General features: G+C 56.3%; 15 protein-coding genes and 2 pseudogenes. 3 read left to right on the top strand and 14 right to left on the bottom strand.

Annotated elements, in window-relative coordinates; all coding sequences use genetic code 11:
* Positions 1 to 117: 117 nt before the first annotated feature.
* The 3 genes from B9A24_RS05905 to B9A24_RS22010 form a co-directional block, all read right to left on the bottom strand.
* Positions 118 to 510: a hypothetical protein gene (locus B9A24_RS05905; protein WP_084444252.1), complete on the bottom strand. Its 393-nt coding sequence runs from the start codon at positions 508 to 510 to the stop codon at positions 118 to 120.
* A 254-nt stretch (positions 511 to 764) separates the two neighbouring features.
* A complete protein-coding gene (locus B9A24_RS05900; protein WP_143434785.1) occupies positions 765 to 1,373 on the bottom strand; it encodes a hypothetical protein in 609 nt (202 codons plus the stop codon).
* 38 nt (positions 1,374 to 1,411) lie between these two features.
* On the bottom strand, positions 1,412 to 1,564 hold the full coding sequence (locus B9A24_RS22010; RefSeq protein ID WP_159451957.1) for a hypothetical protein: 153 nt from the start codon (positions 1,562 to 1,564) through the stop codon (positions 1,412 to 1,414).
* Between the two features lie 105 nt (positions 1,565 to 1,669).
* Between B9A24_RS22010 and ade the strand changes: the two genes are divergently transcribed.
* Entirely contained in the window at positions 1,670 to 3,337 is a 1,668-nt protein-coding gene (ade, locus tag B9A24_RS05895; RefSeq protein ID WP_084444250.1) for an adenine deaminase, read from the top strand.
* Positions 3,338 to 3,532: 195 nt separating this feature from the next.
* Here ade and B9A24_RS05890 read toward each other — a convergent pair whose 3' ends face one another.
* Together B9A24_RS05890 and B9A24_RS05885 are read right to left on the bottom strand one after the other, a co-directional pair.
* On the bottom strand, positions 3,533 to 3,964 hold the full coding sequence (locus B9A24_RS05890; protein WP_084444249.1) for a response regulator: 432 nt from the start codon (positions 3,962 to 3,964) through the stop codon (positions 3,533 to 3,535).
* Positions 3,965 to 4,030: 66 nt separating this feature from the next.
* Positions 4,031 to 5,005, bottom strand: a pseudogene (locus tag B9A24_RS05885) (PLP-dependent cysteine synthase family protein); the annotation flags it as partial.
* A 257-nt stretch (positions 5,006 to 5,262) separates the two neighbouring features.
* On the opposite strand from B9A24_RS05885, the gene sucD reads away from it, so the two are divergent.
* On the top strand, positions 5,263 to 6,156 hold the full coding sequence (sucD, locus tag B9A24_RS05880) for a succinate--CoA ligase subunit alpha (RefSeq protein WP_084444247.1): 894 nt from the start codon (positions 5,263 to 5,265) through the stop codon (positions 6,154 to 6,156).
* 84 nt (positions 6,157 to 6,240) lie between these two features.
* On the opposite strand, the gene B9A24_RS05875 is transcribed toward sucD, so the two are convergent.
* Both B9A24_RS05875 and B9A24_RS05870 read right to left on the bottom strand, forming a co-directional pair.
* On the bottom strand, positions 6,241 to 6,522 hold the full coding sequence (locus B9A24_RS05875; protein ID WP_084444246.1) for an Imm27 family immunity protein: 282 nt from the start codon (positions 6,520 to 6,522) through the stop codon (positions 6,241 to 6,243).
* Positions 6,523 to 7,419 (bottom strand): hypothetical protein, encoded by an 897-nt coding sequence (locus B9A24_RS05870; protein WP_084444245.1) that lies wholly within the window; start codon positions 7,417 to 7,419, stop codon positions 6,523 to 6,525.
* A 3-nt stretch (positions 7,420 to 7,422) separates the two neighbouring features.
* On the opposite strand from B9A24_RS05870, the gene B9A24_RS05865 reads away from it, so the two are divergent.
* Entirely contained in the window at positions 7,423 to 8,820 is a 1,398-nt protein-coding gene (locus tag B9A24_RS05865; RefSeq protein ID WP_084444244.1) for a mercuric reductase, read from the top strand.
* Between the two features lie 40 nt (positions 8,821 to 8,860).
* Here the strand turns inward: B9A24_RS05865 and B9A24_RS05860 are convergent, their stop codons facing one another.
* The 7 genes and pseudogenes from B9A24_RS05860 to B9A24_RS05830 form a co-directional block, all read right to left on the bottom strand.
* Positions 8,861 to 9,559: a hypothetical protein gene (locus tag B9A24_RS05860; RefSeq protein ID WP_084444243.1), complete on the bottom strand. Its 699-nt coding sequence runs from the start codon at positions 9,557 to 9,559 to the stop codon at positions 8,861 to 8,863.
* 187 nt (positions 9,560 to 9,746) lie between these two features.
* Positions 9,747 to 11,615 (bottom strand): annotated as a pseudogene (locus tag B9A24_RS22590) (ATP-binding protein).
* Between the two features lie 585 nt (positions 11,616 to 12,200).
* On the bottom strand, positions 12,201 to 13,640 hold the full coding sequence (locus B9A24_RS05850; RefSeq protein WP_084444242.1) for a DUF6986 family protein: 1,440 nt from the start codon (positions 13,638 to 13,640) through the stop codon (positions 12,201 to 12,203).
* Positions 13,641 to 13,691: 51 nt separating this feature from the next.
* A complete protein-coding gene (gene uraH / locus B9A24_RS05845) occupies positions 13,692 to 14,030 on the bottom strand; it encodes a hydroxyisourate hydrolase (RefSeq protein WP_084444241.1) in 339 nt (112 codons plus the stop codon).
* On the bottom strand, positions 14,027 to 14,533 hold the full coding sequence (gene uraD / locus B9A24_RS05840) for a 2-oxo-4-hydroxy-4-carboxy-5-ureidoimidazoline decarboxylase (protein WP_084444240.1): 507 nt from the start codon (positions 14,531 to 14,533) through the stop codon (positions 14,027 to 14,029). Before uraD ends, uraH begins: the two co-directional genes overlap by 4 nt.
* A 173-nt stretch (positions 14,534 to 14,706) precedes the next feature.
* On the bottom strand, positions 14,707 to 15,453 hold the full coding sequence (gene allE, locus B9A24_RS05835) for a (S)-ureidoglycine aminohydrolase (RefSeq protein WP_084444239.1): 747 nt from the start codon (positions 15,451 to 15,453) through the stop codon (positions 14,707 to 14,709).
* A gap of 6 nt (positions 15,454 to 15,459) precedes the next feature.
* Complete coding sequence (locus B9A24_RS05830; RefSeq protein ID WP_084444238.1) at positions 15,460 to 16,704, bottom strand: Zn-dependent hydrolase; 1,245 nt, start codon at positions 16,702 to 16,704, stop codon at positions 15,460 to 15,462.
* Positions 16,705 to 16,706: the final 2 nt, after the last annotated feature.

The following is a 16,706-nucleotide window of genomic DNA, read 5'->3' as shown; positions in this document are numbered from 1 at the left end:
AGAAAAAACGCAGCATCCGGTAACTGACGCAGGTAAGGTTCAAAATGAAAACTACCGGATTAGTTAAGTTTTAAATCTACCACAGAATAAAATAATATTTTAGGAGAAAAATAGTAATTAAATCCAATTCTTACGAGGAGCTTCAGCGGCCAATCGAGCGGGAATCCGCGTGAAAAAAGTCACCACCGATTCGGCCGTACCTTGGGTTAGTTGCTGCTCAATGCGATAAAAAGGATTGAAAAACAGTTTGTTGCGCAAGCCTACGCCCGTCGTGCCATCTGGTCCGGTGGCCCACTCGCCTTGGTAGGTTTGCACTAAGCACTCGCCCAGAAAGCAGCCCAAGGCACTTATCACACCTTCGCGGCTCGTGGCAGGCAGCCCGGCCCGTTCGGCCTCAATAAAATCGGAGAGGCGCTGCACACCGGTGGCGTCAAACGCATTAACCTGCAACTGTTGGCGCACGGCATCAGCGGCGGCGCGGAGGGATGGAAGGGGCGACTCGGGGGGCATTTTTTGGCAGGATATAGCTATTGGAGTAGATTATTTGGCGCGGCGCGGAAATTCAATTCACTACGTAGAGACGCGTATTAGCTACGCCGACCTTCGGTTCGCGTCTAATCGTTGAGTGACCGGGCCGTTCAACCAAACAACGTCAGCAATGGCCAGACGTAAATATGCGTCTCTACATGGCCCCGGCAACAATTGCTAGGATGTATTATCAACCTCTACGCGACAGCGAACAGAGGTAATCTCAGTAGGACAATCTACTTTGATAAGCCATTTTGCGTCAACACATACGTCGTCAGAATATCCGCCGCATCGGGCCACGCTCGAAACTTATTCGAGCGGAGCTGCCGCGCCAATTCCGGGTTATCGCCAACCACGGCCAGCATGGCTTTATTGAACTTGCGCCGGCCGGTGGGCAGGCGGCGGGGCAGCTCAGTATGCACACGCAAAAGCAGCTGTTGCGTCGTCCAGCCCAGGAAGGCGGATGGGTTATTGCTTTTTTGAAAGTCAAACAGCGTGTAGCCACCCGCGTTAAACAACTCTCTGGCAAAGCCCTGCGGCAGCGCACTGTAGATTTCGCTGTCGGCTGTAAAGCGGATTATTTGCTCTGGTGAATACGCCCGCGAAACACCAGTACCTACTGTGCCCAGATGTACCCGGTCGCGCTTTATCTCATACACCAGGGCCTCATGCCAGGTGCTATCGGGCAGTTGGTAGCGGCCTCCGGTTCCGTTGTCGGCCCCTTCCCGGCGTACGGTGAGGTCGTTGGGAGGCAATGGTGTGGTGGGAATCAGGAAGTTCGCGGGCTGCCGCCGTTGCGCTATTGCCGTGGCCGCGGAAGCGGTGATCAGCAAGAATACAAGCACGAATCGCCAGCTACCTATTTGCATAGCTACGGCCAGCATTAGCAGTCGTGGGTGGGGCAGGGCATGCGGCCGCCTTTGCTCTGGCGCTTGAAGGCTTTGGTTTTCTTCTGCTGGGCCGTACGCTGGGCGCAGCCGGCCATGGGGGCCAGGGTAGAGCCTGCCAGCACTGCGGCCAGCAACAAGGTCATCATCTTTCTCACGGGGCAAATTTGGCAGGGATAATTAACCAAATATAAGGTTCTTTGCCCGCCCGCTGGTCTGGGGGGCAAATTTTCAATCCTGTTCTCTCCTGCCCTATGTCTGCCGAATTTAGCCTGCGCGCCAACGTCATCAACCTGTTCTCTAACACCATAACTCCCGCTACTATTTACGTGGCCGGGGGGCAAATTCAGCGGCTCAAACCCCTACCCTCTTCCGCTCCTGATCCAGCGTTACCGTATGCGCTGCCGGGCTTCGTGGATGCCCACGTACACGTCGAAAGCTCTTTGCTGGTGCCCGCCGAGTTTGCCCGTTTGGCCGTGGTGCATGGCACGGTGGCTACCGTCTCTGATCCGCACGAAATCGGGAACGTACTGGGCACGGCGGGCGTGGAGTACATGTTGGCCAGTGGGCGCACAGTGCCGTTTAAGTTTTGCTTCGGCGCTCCTTCCTGCGTGCCGGCCACACCTTTCGAAACGGCCGGGGCAGTTATATCGGTGCAGGACATTGAGCAGCTATTTCAGAATCCCGAAATCGGCTACCTGGCCGAGATGATGAACTGGCCCGGCGTGCTCCACAACGACCCCGATGTAGCAGCCAAAATTGGGCTGGCCCAGCGCTACGGCCGCCCCGTGGATGGGCACGCGCCCGGTTTGCGTGGCGAGGCTGCCCAGCGCTACGCCGCCGCCGGCATCAGCACCGACCACGAGTGCTTCACCGCTGACGAGGCCCGCGACAAGCTGGCCGTGGGCATGAAAATCCTTATTCGAGAAGGCTCGGCGGCCCGCAATTTTGAGGCGCTGATCGACCTACTACCCGAGCACTACGAGAACATGATGTTCTGCTCCGACGACAAGCACCCGGATACGCTGGTCCTGGGCCACATCAATCAGTTGGTACAGCGGGCTGTGGCTCGCGGTCAGGACATATTAAAAGTGTTGCGCGTGGCCTGTCTGAACCCCGTGCTGCACTATAGCCTGCCCGTAGGCTTGCTGCGCGAAGGCGACTCCGCCGATTTTATCGTGGTAGATGACTTAACTGATTTCCGGGTGCGCCAAACCTACGTGGGGGGCGAATTGGTCGCTGAAAGCGGCCAAACGCTTATTCCGCCTGCTCCCGTAAGTGTGGTCAATAATTTCCACGCTCAGCCCGTAAGCCCCAAAGATTTTCAACTTTCAGTTCCGCAAAAAGCCCCCCAGACATACCAAACTGAAATCCGCGTCATCGAGTGTTTCGACGGCCAGCTCATCACCGCCCGCCACGACTTCCCAGCTAGCGTAGAAAATGGCCTCGTCGTGCCCGATGTAGCCCGCGACATATTGAAGCTCACGGTAGTTAATCGCTACCAAACCGCCCGGCCAGCCGTAGCATTTATCACCGGCTTCGGTCTGAAGCGCGGCGCGCTAGCCTCCAGTGTAGGCCATGATTCGCATAACATCACTGCCGTCGGTACTGATGATGAGAGCATCGCCAGGGCCGTAAACCTGGTTATTGCAGCGAAAGGCGGCTTGGCGGCTGTGGGGGGCAAAAACGAGGAGATTCTGCTCCCCTTGCCCGTTGCCGGTCTAATGTCCGATCAGGATGGCTACCGCGTAGCCGACGCGTACGCCGCCGTGGATGCGCTGGCCAAAGAGCTAGGCTCGCCCTTAGCCGCGCCGTTTATGACGTTGTCCTTTATGGCTCTGCTCGTGATTCCGAGCCTGAAGCTCAGCGACAAAGGCCTGTTTGACGGTGAAACATTTCAGTTCGTTGAGGCTGTAGTGTAGAAGGCCGTAAGTATGTGGTACTACGAATCGCCCAGCGGGCTTCGTAGTACCACTATCGTTGTACGACTGAGTATGGCAAACATCAACGACGATAGTGGTTACGACGAAAAAAGTCGTAGTACTACATCTTGCCTTTGTAAAAACAGAAAAGCCGCTGACATGCAGCGGCTTTTCTGTTTTAATAATAATCTAGATTTAAACCTCCGCGAAGCGCTTACTCATCAGCTTATTTAGCTTCTCCTCGGTAAGTGGCTTGGCCAGATACTCTACATCAGGATACTGCGCCACGCGGGCGGTGTCGGCGGCATGCATGGAGGTAGTGAGCACCGTCAGCACCGTGCGCGCCTTTACCTCCGCGGGCAACGCACTGTAGCGTTGCAAAAACTCAAAGCCATCCATACCCGGCATCTTCAGATCAACAAATACCAGAGCTGGAGTCTCGCTGAGCATTGGATCAACGAGGTTGCGACCTTCGCCCCAGAAAAAATCGTAAGCCTGCTGGGCACGAGTAAAAACCAGCACGTTATCGGCCACATCGAGGCGGCTGAGCAAGCGGTTATTCAGAAAACAGGTGGTTTCGTTATCATCCACCAGCACGATATTGCGCAGCTTTTTAGTCACGGTCATAGGTCTTTATATTTCGATAAGGAGAATACTAAACCGGAAGCCGGCGATAAAGATATTTTTTCTTTACAGCCAGCCTTGCTCACGCATCCAGTCGTCGTTGTAAATTTTTCCCAAGTAGCGAGTCCCATGGTCGGGCAGGATAATAACCATCGTATCATCTTCCTGCAAATGCTCACGGGCGTATTCCAGTGCTCCGTATACCGCCGATCCGCAGGACCAACCCACGAATAAGCCTTCCTCTTTGGCCAACCGGCGCGTCATCACGGCCGCGTCCTGGTCGGTTACTTTAATGAAAAGATCAATCAAGTCGAAGTCGACATTTTTGGGCAGAATATCCTCCCCGATGCCTTCGGTTTTGTAGGGATAAATCTCATTTTCATCGAAAATACCCGTCTCCTTATACTTCTTAAACACCGAGCCGTAGGTATCCAAGCCCACAGACACCAGATTCGGGTTTTGCTCCTTCAGATACTTACTGGTGCCGCAGATGGTGCCACCCGTGCCCACACCGCAGGCAAAGTGCGTGATTTTTCCATCCGTCTGGGCCCACAGCTCCGGGCCGGTGCTTTCGTAGTGCGCGGCAGTATTGGAGAGGTTGTCGTACTGATTGGGATAGAAAGAGTTGGGCGTTTCGGCCGTCAGGCGCCGCGCCACCGAGTAGTAGGAGCGCGGATCATCGGGAGCCACATCTACGGGGCAGATAACTACCTCTGCGCCCACGGCTCGCAGAATGTCCTGCTTTTCCTTGCTCTGCTTGTCGCTCATCACGAAGATGCACTTATAGCCTTTTTGAATGGCGGCCAACGCCAGGCCCATGCCGGTATTGCCGCTGGTACCCTCAATAATGGTACCGCCTGGCTTGAGTAGGCCGGCTTTTTCCGCGTCTTCTACCATGCGCACGGCCATGCGGTCCTTCACGGAGTTGCCCGGATTAAAATATTCAACCTTGGCCAGCACCGTGCCTTTGATGCCGTCAGTTACTTTATTGAGTTTGACCAAGGGAGTATTGCCGATGGCTTCAACTATGTTATTCAGATACATACAGTTGGGTACGCGGAGTAGTTGGGTGGACCGCAAAGGTACGAAATTCACCATTCGGCGCGGGCTACTATTCGCCAACTTCGGTTATGGCTAAGCTGAATTGGCAACTTAACGCGCTGGGTGGCAGCAAGGGGCTAAGGTGTAATGGGTTCTTGCCCCGGCCCTAAAAAAGCCTACTTTTGCGGACCGGTAGCCCCAACTACTATAAGAGCCGCCGTACCACCCCAACTCGTATTTTCCTCCTAACCCTTCTCCTAATGAGTGTTCTGGTCAATAAGGATTCCAAAGTGATTGTGCAGGGCTTTACGGGCTCCGAAGGCTCGTTTCATGCCCAGCAGATGATTGAGTACGGCACCAACGTGGTGGGTGGCGTGACGCCCGGCAAAGGCGGCAGCACCCACCTCGACCGCCCTGTGTTCAACACCGTAGCCGAGGCCGTAGCGCAGGCCGGCGCCGATACGAGCATCATCTTCGTGCCGCCCGCCTTCGCCGCCGATGCCATTATGGAAGCCGCCGACGCGGGCATCAAAGTCATCGTGACCATCACCGAAGGCATCCCGACCAAGGACATGATTGCGGTAAAAGAATACCTGAAAGGCCGCGACGGTCTGCGCATGATCGGGCCAAACTGCCCAGGGGTAATGACCGCCGGCGAGTGCAAAGTGGGCATCATGCCCGGTTTTATCTTTACCAAAGGCAAAATCGGTATCGTGTCGAAGTCGGGCACGCTGACCTATGAGGCCGTGGACCAGCTAACCAAAGCCGGCCTCGGCCAGACCACGGCCATCGGCATCGGCGGCGACCCCATCATCGGCACTACCACCAAGGAAGCGGTGGAGTTGCTCATGAACGACCCCGAAACCGAAGGCATCGTGATGATCGGTGAAATCGGCGGCGGCATGGAAGCGGAAGCTGCTCGCTGGATCAAAGAAACTGGCAACAAGAAGCCCGTTGTCGGCTTCATTGCCGGCCAAACTGCACCTCCCGGCCGTCGCATGGGCCACGCTGGTGCCATCGTCGGCGGTGCTGATGATACAGCCGCTGCTAAAATGGCCATCATGCGCGAGTGTGGTATCCACGTAGTGGACTCGCCCGCTGAGATTGGCGACACGATGCTGCGCGTGCTGCAAGGCGACAAGGTTACCGCGTAATCTTCGAGTGATTATATTACAAAAAAGCCCCCAGATATTTTCTGGGGGGCTTTTTATGGTGTTTACTAGTACAAAGCGTCATAATTAACGGAAGCTATATTTTAGTTTCGCTTCATCCTCAGATAAGGCCATCAATGTCTGTGGCCCTCCACCCTGCACTTCACTGTTTGGATAAATTAACTCCCAGTATCTATTGTCAGTTGGGTCTTTATAAAGTGTATTCCAACCGTTTTCATCAGTCTTTAGCTTGACAAGATAATTTGAGATTAAGAAGTGAATTCGCTTTGAGATTTGATCTTCAACAACCTGCTTGCCGTCGAATACCCAAGAGCCAACTAATGCTACCTCATCCTTCTCAATTTTCATTTACTTCCGCCCACTTTGCCCCCCAACATTCACCACCACGCCAAAATTAAACACCGAATTAGAGGCCTTCAAATACTTCTGGCTGCGCAAGCCAAACATACCGCCGCTAATCAGTTGCAGCTGCACCGGGCCGGCTACCTGCACGCGGGTGAAGGTGATAGGCTCCACGAATACGTTGTCTTCGGGCGTGGTGGCTATATTATCGACGCGTAAGTTGCTTAGCTCCAGGTAGCTCAGGCGCAACGCCGTGCCGTACGAAACCGGAAATTCATTGCCAAACAGGCGAAACGACTTCTTCTCTTTTGAGCTGTAGTTTACCTGCAGGAAATATTTGTTCAGGTTGCCTTCTACGGTGCGCGTCGTGGTTTTTATGCCGTTCTCGGTTTTGAAATCGGTGCGCTTGGTGGAGCCGGCACCCAGGCCTACGTAGGCTTCCAGGGCGCGCTTATCAGGCAGACGAGTGAAGTAGCCCCCGCCTATTTCGGCGAATCTGTGCTCTTCGGCTTTGCGCTTTTTGTCGGTCTGCAGCGTGGTAAATGTGCCCAGCACCCCGATGTGCTCACCCACGGCGTAGGCACCTTGTATGGCTAGGTTATTATCCAGATTAGTATGGATACCGCCGCTAAATTCGCCTTTCTGCGTGAGCAGGGGCACATTGGGGGGGGGCGGAAAGTACAGGGAAGTACAAGCGCCCAGCCCCGGCAGAACGGCAAGCAGGGCGAGGCGGCGCAGAAATCGGTTAGCCACAAGGCGGGAGTTATTGTTAAGAGTACCTGAGCCAACAATCCGCTTATGGGGTAGTCGGCTGGCAAGCTGAACCGTATAGGAATAGCTCTGGGGGGCAAAAATAGCATTGCCCCGCGCATTACTCGTCTTCTCGCTCTCTGATTTCCGCATTCTATGCCTGATTCCTATGATGTTGTGATAATTGGCTCCGGCCAGGCCGGCAATCCACTGGCTACTGCTCTGGCCGACGCCGGCCGGCGCGTGGTGCTGATTGAAGAGTACCTGCTGGGCGGTTCGTGTATCAACTACGGCTGCTCACCCGTCAAAACCATGCTGGCCTCCGCCGAGCGCGCCCACCAAGTGCGCACCGCCGTCGACTTCGGCGTGCTGGCTGATGCGCCGCGCGTGGATATGGCCGCCGTGGTAGCGCGCAAAGACGTGGTAATTGGGGCGATGCGGGAAGGTGTGCGCAAAAACCTCACCCAAGAGCACCCTGGCATTACCGTGCTGGCTGGTCGGGCCGTCTTTACGGGCCCGCACAGCGTACGCGTAGCCCTGGAAACTGGCCCCGAGAAAGAGCTGACCGCGCCGCTTATCTTCATCAATACCGGCACCCGCGCCGCCATTCCGGAGGTGGACGGCTTGGCCGAAACCGGCTTCCTGACCACCACCGAGCTACTCGACCTGCCAGAGCTGCCTGAGCACCTGCTGATTTTGGGCGGCGGCTACATCGGGCTGGAGTTTGGGCAGATGTACCGGCGCTTCGGCAGCCGCGTCACCATCATCGAGTCGGGCGAGCAGGTACTGGAGCACGAAGACGCGGATGTGTGCGCCACCCTGCAGGAGCTGCTGGAAGCGGAAGGGGTAGAATTTGTGCTGGGTGCCAAAGCCTACCGCGCAAGCAAAGGCGCCGGGGGGCAAATTACCGTCGCGGCCCGCACCAGCAGCGGCGAACGTCGCCTGCGCGGCACCCACCTGCTCATTGCCACCGGCCGCACGCCCAACTCCGACAAGCTCAATCTGTCTGCCGCCGGCGTGCGGGTCGATGAGCAGGGCTATATTCAGGTCAACAGCCGCCTCCAGACCAACGTGCGCGGCATCTACGCCCTCGGCGACGTGCACGGCGGCCCCCAGTTCACCCACCTCAGCTACGACGACTACCGCATCGTGCGCGACGCGCTGCTGGGGGGCAAATCACGCTCGGCCCGGCAGCGGCCCCTCCCCTACGCCGTCTTCACCGACCCGCAACTGGGCCGCATCGGCTTGTCAGAGGCGCAGGCCCGCGAAAAGAAGATTGCCTACCGCGTGGCCGTGATGCCCGTGTCCAACATCGGCCGCGCCCGCGAAACGGGCCGGCTGGGGGGCTTTTTTAAGGTCCTGGTCGATGCCAAAGACCAGATCATCGGGGCCGCCATTCTGTGCGCCGAGGGCGGCGAAATCATGACCATGCTTCAGCTGGCCATGACGGGTAGGCTGAAGTACCAGGTGTTGCAGCAGATGATTTTTGCCCACCCGCTGTGGGCCGAGGCGCTGAACAACGCCTTTGCGAAGCTGAAGGAGCCAAAGAAGTAGTACGCTGCCTTTGGTGGCAGACGGTTGGCTGTTTTTTAGCTTAATAGTCAGCGTCTCTCCTAAATCGGTGCGGATAGATGACAAAGCCCACCGACGTAAAAACGCGGGACTCTTTGATGTAGGCCCGGTGCTGCTCGATAGGTACGCTCTTCTCATAATCCGGTGACCAGGACGTGCTGAGAGCTACCTGGAATTGCCCCCACGGCAGAAAGCCCGTCCGGTTGCCGAAACGCATAAATACCATCGGCTCGCTGCGGGTCATGCGCCGCAGATCAACCGGTAAGCCATTGTTGGTCAGAGAAGCAAACCGCACCTGTGACAGCCGATACGCTGCCCCAATGGTAGCCCAATCGCCCTCGTACGCCACGAAAGCTTCGCCATAAAGCTTGTGAAACCGAGAGGCATAGTTAAACCTAATAGATGGATCGGGACCGGAATACTCAAATTCATTTATCGTGAAGCGGCGCTGGCTCTGGCCCCGGCCGTAGCCGCCCAGAGCACCAACCAGCCACTGGTCAGAAAGCGACCAGTAGGTGCCAGTTCCCACCTCAAACTGACGAATATGAAAACTAACGGAGTCCTCATTGTTAGGTGACAATCCGCCCGCCGCCCGCACGAGCACGTGCTTAGCCGGCGAGTAAGCCACCGAGCCCTCCAGCCGACCGGAGAGGTAAAAACTAGCCGCCACTTCCGACTGCCCTTTGTCGCGCAGCAGGGGCGCGCTGGGTTGCAGGGGCACATATACTGAGCAGCTTGATAAACCACCTAAAAGCAAGGCAGTCAGCGCAGTTGCGCCAGGGCGAAATAAGGCCATAATCATATCGTGCAGTTATAAAGCGTCTAATATATATTGTTTTCAACTCATAAAGATGAGCAGTTGTTTTTCACTCTTTGCTCTGGATAGATTAGGATATTTTTATTTTTTCCTACAACATCTTTACTTCTTCACCAACAGGTAAGGAAACAGTCACTTCCGTGTATTTGCCCTCCTGGCTTTCCACCGAAAGCGTACCCCCGTGGCCCTTGGTTATGATATCGTAGCTTAGTGAGAGGCCCAAACCAGTGCCTTCGCCAGCAGGCTTGGTAGTGAAAAAGGGCTAGAAGATTTTTTCCTGGATAGCGGCCGGAATGCCAATGCCGTTATCGCGCACCCGCAGCTTCACCTGCCCATTGCGGCGGCGGGTAGTTACCTGTACCTGTGGCTGATATCCATCCTCCTGGCGGGCAGCCTGTTGGCGCACCGCATAAAAGGCATTCGCGTACAGGTTCAGTAATACCCGCCCGATTTCCTGGGGCACCACCGGCACCAGCCCCAGGTCCGGGTCGAAGTTGGTAGTAAACTTGACCTCGAAGCTGGGGTCCTTAGCCCGCAGCCCGTGGTAAGCCAGCCGCAAGTGCTCATCGCACAGGACATTTAGGTCGGTCAGCTGGCGCTCGCCGGTAGAGGGGCGCGCGTGCTCCATCATCCCCTGAACAATACGCGCGGCCCGGTTGCCGTGCTCCCGGATCTTGAGCAGGTTTTGTGATAGATACGTGAGCAGATCAGTTTCCAAGGCTGCATCGCGGTGGGGGCTTTGTTGGGCTGCTCCCAGCCCGCCAACAAGTTCGGCCGACACGTCGGCGAAGTTGGTGACGAAGTTCAGCGGGTTCTGAATTTCATGGGCGACACCCGCCGTGAACTCACCCAAGCTGGCCATCTTTTCCCGCTGAATCAGCTGCGCCTGCGCGGCCTGCAATACTTCCTGCTGGCGCTGGAGCTGGGCGTTGGCCCGCTGCTTTTGTTGGTTGTTATTCCAGAGCATAACACTCAACCCGGCCACCACCGCCAAAGCAACCAGCGCCCCAACCAGCAACAGTCGCTGCTGCTGGTTCTGCTGGCGGCTTAGTTGTTCGTTGCGGGTCAGCAGCTGTATCTGCGACTGCTGCTTATCCAGCTCGTAGGTGTACTGCAGCGCAGCCGTCCGACGGATAATATCCTGGGTGCTAAGGCTGTCCTTGTAAGCCGTAAACAATGTTTGGTAACGGTAGGCATCGTCGAAGCGTCCCAGCCGGGCACTTGCCTGAGCCAGCACGTCGGCGGCATCATGTATTACTTGTTTGGTGCCACTGCGCTGGCTGGCATGTAAGCTGGCTCGGCCATAAACCAAGGCGCTGTCTGGTCGGCCTGTGTGCAGAAAAGCCCGCGCGAAAATGACTTGAATAAGGGGAATATTGCCTATGTCTTCCATTTGCTGAAGCCGCTGCAGACCGCGCCGACCGACGGCAAAAGTCTCCGCGTAGCGGCCCAAGCGTTCATTCATTTCCGCGCCGCGCAATTGACCGAGTGTAACGAGCCGCTCATTGCCCGCCTCGTGGGCCAGCGTCATTTGCTCCTCGAAATGGCGGAGTGCCTCCAACCACTGGCCTTGGGCACCAGCCAGCCTCCCCAGCCCACTCTGACAAAAGGCCGCGCCCTCCTTATCGCCTGCCTTAGTAGCCAATTTCAACCCACTTTCTAAGTATTGCCGGGCCTTCGCGTACTCCCCCACAATCACACACGCCAACCCCAACTGGCTGTTCATAAGCGTCAACCATTTCTGGTTTTTCATAGACTCAGCCAGATTTAGACCTTCGAAGCTATGGGACATAGCTTGGGTAAAATCTCCCTGCCCATAAAATACAAAGCCAAGGTTATACAGACACGAAATCTGGTTCAGGCGGTCGTCGAGTTGCCGAAATAGCCGCTGGGCCCGGCGCGTATAGGTAAGCGCCTCCTTATACTCGCCTCGAAAACGATAATAATACCCCAATCCCATCAGTGCCCGCGCTTCTCCCGATGTGTAGGCAAGCTTACGGGACAGACCTAATGCCTCCTGGTAACTCGCTAATGCTTGGCTAGTTGTCTTTTTTTGCTCCGCAAATGCTATAAGTCGGTCTACCCGAATAGTGTCGGGATGCGGGTAGTCCCGCACCGCTGCCTGCTGAGGAATGATGGCCGTATCCTGCGCGCTTATACCGCTAGAAAGTACGCTAAGGCAACAGATGAATAGGAGCTTCTTCATACAGGCCAGCGCTTCGTGGGCCAATCCGTTAAGTATCGGCACAATCCATTACAAGATATGAATTGTACCACTACTTAAAAAGACACGATTGCATTGAAGTAGATGCTAACGACATCTAAAACATCCTCTTACATCACACTCGTTGACACGCTAGTGTACGCATGGCTGGTCTTTTGCCCAAATACCCCCAGCCAATATACCTCCTCTCAGTATATGGAGCTTCGGCAACAGGAATCAGTCGCCTCCGTAGCAAGATGATCGGTGGTAGCTACAAGGCCAGAAATAGTGCTGCCACTTTCAAGTCGAGGTAGTAAATTAGTAGAGCTTGGTGATTATAATCTATTGAGTCTGCTTCTTGCGGCGCCCTTCCAGAATACGGAAGAAAGAGCGGGTATGAACCTCCTCCAGGGTCAGGCCCGTGGCGGTGATTTCCTCCTCCGTGATGGCCCCGCAGTTCAGCGCTTTCAGAAAGAAGTTGAGCAGGCCCTGGCCGGTGGCCGCATCGTCGAAAATATCACCGGTGAGGGTGGAAATAGCGGCGCGCTCCACGAAGCTTTTCAGCCGAAACAAAGCCTCCTCGTAGCTGCTCAGAAAAAAGGCGTAGGTAGCCGCGTAGCGCATGGGCAGCTGGGCCGGGTTCAGGTCCCAGCCCTGGTAGAGGCCGTTGATAAGCGAGTGCGTGGTGTGGTGAAAGCCCTGCCGCCAGGCGTTATGCACCGATTCGCGGTTTTCCTGCTGCTGCTCATACGTCAGGTTTTCGCCCCGGTGCGGACCGATGGGCATTACGTTGGTGGCCCCGTCGGAGAGGAAGATGCCGGTGCCGCCCAGCGCTACTTTGGTCATGTGGTGGGCAAAGTCGCAGACGGGGTGGGCCATGGTCTGGTAGCGGGCGGTGATGCCGGCCGAGGCCGTGTAGTCGTAAGTGCCGAAGTGGGCCGCGACGCAGCGACCTTCGCTGGCCCGGATGATGCGCATGAGCGGGTTGCGGCCTTCCTCATCCATGATAATCTGGGTGGCCTCCACCATAGTTTCCATCCGCAGAGTACCGGGGGGCAAATCGTTCGCCTTTTCCAGCAGCTCGAACAGACGCACCATCGTCGTCATCTGCTCCGGAATGGTCACCTTGGGCAGCATTACCACAAAGTTGTCGGGCAGCCGGCCGCCGGTTTGCGCCAGCAGCGTCGTCAGAAAAATATCCAGCGTCCGGACGCCGCGGTGCTTCAAGTCCTCCGTGAACGGCTTGATGCGAATACCAATAAACGGCGACAACGTGCCGTTCCGCATACCCAGTGCCGTTTCGTTGGCGGCCTGCACGGCGGTGGCATCTTCTTCAGCATCGGGGCGGTTGCCGAAGCCATCCTCGAAGTCTATTCGAAAGTCCTCGACGGGCTCGGCCTTGAGCTTGGCTATTATTTTATTGTAAACTGAGTACGCCAGCCAGGCGGGCTCTTTCTTGCGGGCTTCCGGCGTCAGGGCATCCAGCCGGGCGGTCAGCTCCGCAATGTCTTTGCCCGACCTGGGCAGGCGCTCATATCCCTTGATTTGCAGCACATTGGCCAGCTCCACGAAGTTGGGCGCGTAGGTGCGCAGGTTGTTCAAGGCAATATCGCCCATACGCACGCAGGTATCCGATTTGAACAGGTTGGCCCCGCCATACACGGTATGCACCGGCTGGCGGTCGGGCTTGTCGCCGGGATAAGTTTGCTGAAAGTTAAGGTTAGCGACGCCGAGCTGATTGAGCAATTGCTCTTTGTCGGATTCTTGTATGCTAAGCTTCATAAGCGTTGGGGGGCAAAAATGGATGGGGTGGGAACAGCCGGTTTTCCGGCTTCAGGAGCCGCGATACGTAGAGTAGCCGAAGGGGTTGAGCAGCAGCGGTATGTGGTAGTGCTCGGGCGCGGTGACGGCAAAGACAATCTCCACGAAAGGATAAAAGGTGGCAATCGTCTGCTGGTCGAAGTATTCCTGGGTAAAGAATTTCAGCTTATAAATACCCCGCGCCAGCACCTCGCCCATCGGCAGCAAATCCGCGACGCGGCCGTCCGGGTTGGTGGTGCCGCGGGCCAGTTCCTGCCACGCGTCGGCCCGCTGGCCATACAGCACGATGGTCACGCCCTGGGCGGGTTTGCCTCGGGTCGTGTCGAGAATATGGGTGGTAATCTGACTCATTCCGCTAATAGCTTTTCCAGCCGAATTTGAGTGATTTTAGCCTGCTCGCCCCTGGCCAGCTTGATTTCCGCAGCGGGCTCATTCGGCAGGCGGGCTTGCAGCAGCGCCAGCATCTGCGCCGCCGATTTGCCGGTCGCGCAGACGATGAAAATATAGCCGAATTTCTGCTCGTAGCAGGTATTTCCTTCGGCTAAAGCCTCCAGCACTGCCTGCGAAGAGTGTTGCACGGCCGCCTGCTCGCCGGCGGCCCAGGCGCTGGTGCTGGCAAATTTTTCTTTCAACGAGTTGATATCGCCAATCTTTGGATGATGCGTGAAGGCCTCACGCCAATCGTGCTCCGAAAGCCCGTACCAGATGGTGGAGGCCTGCTCAAACAAGGTTTCCAGATCGGCAACGGGAAAAACTCGGGTCATCGCCTCCACCCAAGCCGTGCTACCGCAGCATTTACGCAGGGTTTCGGTTAGCGCGGGCGTTGGTAGGGCATTGAGTTCAGCTAAGGTCATTCGTTATCAATTTATTCAATTAAACAGGCCGTCATACTCTAGGCGGTCATGCAGAGCATTCTGCGCATGAAGCAGCGACGGAGTATCTCGCTCGCGGTTGTGGGATTACTAATCCTGTTAAACACGCGAGATGCTTCGCTCTGCTCTGCATGACCGCCTCGAAAAATTATTCCTTAAACCACCGTCGGGAAGCGGTTGACGTTTTTGTAGTAGATGTACACGGCCGGCTCTTTGCCCATGGCCGTGAACCACTGCTGGCAGTAGGGCGCCATCCAGATGGAGTCGCCCTTTTTGATGGGATACCACTCGTGGTCAAGCATGTAGATGCCCTGGCCCTGGAGATAAAGCAGACCGTGTTCCATGATGTGGGTTTCGACCATAGGCAAATTGCCCCCCGTCTGGTAAGTGAAGATGTTCACGGCCATATCGAACCCCAAGTGGTCGGGCAGCAATACTTGGATGCGCAGGGCCTCATCGTTCATGTAGACGGGCGCTTTGGTGTCGTCCTTTTCGCCGAATAAAACGCCGGGTACCTCGTAGCCTGCAAGCGGCTCGTATACTTTGTGAAAAGTCAGTAGCTGGGTGCCGGCTGTGGGACCTTCAAATAGGTATTCTTTGCCAATAGGCACGTACACAAACTGGCCGGTAATGAGCGTGCGCTCCTCACCATCAACCCGAACCCGCACCTGACCTTCGACTACATAAAAGAAGATCTGCGACGCCTGGGGTTTGCCCGCTAATTGCCCCCCAGCCTGTAACGTGACGAGCGTTTGGCAAAGCCGGGCCCCCATCTGCTCGTTAATAATCACGTTCACGGTGCAGCCCGTCCAGCCCGGCACGTTGCTGTTGATGTAGCCATCGGGGCTGATGACGGCGTGGTTGCGCTTGACGACGGAGCGGGTTAAAGCGGAAATTTCCATGAAGAGTTACGAATGGTGGGTAATGAGCTGGGTTAGAAAACGCTCGGCGACTCGCAGCGCCGCGGCCAGGTCTGGCAGCTCCACGTTTTCCAAAGGGTTGTGGCTAATGCCTTTAAAGCACCGCACGAACATCATGGTAGCCGGCGCGACCTTCGAGATAGGCACCGCATCGTGGCCGGCACCGCTGACCAGCGGAATTACTTTGTAGCCGGAGTCGGCAATGGCGCGGGCCAGCAGGCTGTTCAAGTTGGCATCGCACGTCACCGGAGCCGTCTGCTGAATGAGGTTCCAGTCCAGCGTGCTATTGCGCCGCTGCGCAATGGCTTGCACATTTTCAAACAGGGCTTGGGAGGCCCAAGTTAGGTGAGCTTCATCGGCGCTGCGCACATCCAGGCTGCATACCACTTCACCGGGTATCACGTTGCTGGCCGCGTGGCGAATATCAAGCTTGCCTACTGTCGCCACCAGTGTCTGCCGGTGCTCCTGGCCAAACTGCTCAATAGCCAAAACGGCTTCCGCAGCGCAGCACAGCGCATCCTGGCGCATGTTCATGGGCACCGTACCCGCGTGGCCGGCCATACCCCGGAACACCATTTCGATGCGTTGCTGCCCGGCAATGGCCGTCACGAGGGCCACCGGAATATTCCGCTCGTACAAAACCGGCCCTTGCTCGATGTGCGCCTCAAAATAACCAAGCCAGTCGGCGGCGGGAATGGCGTCGTGCGTAAGCTGCTGGGCATCGCAGCCCATTGTAGCCAGAACCGTCGCCAGGTTTATGCCAGCCGCATCCCGTTTTTGGAGTAGGTCAGCTTCAAAAAAGCCCCCCACGACTTTGCTGCCCAGATAGGTGGTATGAAACCGGCAGCCTTCCTCATCGCTGAAAGCAATCAACTCGATGTGAAAGGGTAGCTCGACTTTCTGGTTAATAAGCTGTTCCAGCAAATCAAGCCCTAGCAATACGCCCAGGGGCCCATCAAATTTGCCGGCATTTATAACTGTGTCAATATGCGAGGCTATAACAAAGGTTTTAGCGTTGGGGTAAGTGCTGACCAGCCGGCCCCGCACATTGCCAATGCTATCGATACGGGTTTCCAGACCTGCTGCTTCCAACCAACTTTTTACCAAAGCGCTGCCAGCCAGAAAAGCTGGCGTACCGACAGTCCGCGTCACGCCATTTGAGTCTTCGCTGATGGCAGCCAGGGTATGAATGCGCTGCAGGAGTTGCTCGGCGCGGTGTAAGTAGGCATCCATGC

It is taken from the genome of Hymenobacter roseosalivarius DSM 11622, from assembly GCF_900176135.1.
Classification (GTDB): domain Bacteria; phylum Bacteroidota; class Bacteroidia; order Cytophagales; family Hymenobacteraceae; genus Hymenobacter; species Hymenobacter roseosalivarius.
The sequence above is the reverse complement of the archived record's forward strand: the minus strand, read 5'-3'. Positions and strand labels throughout refer to the sequence as shown.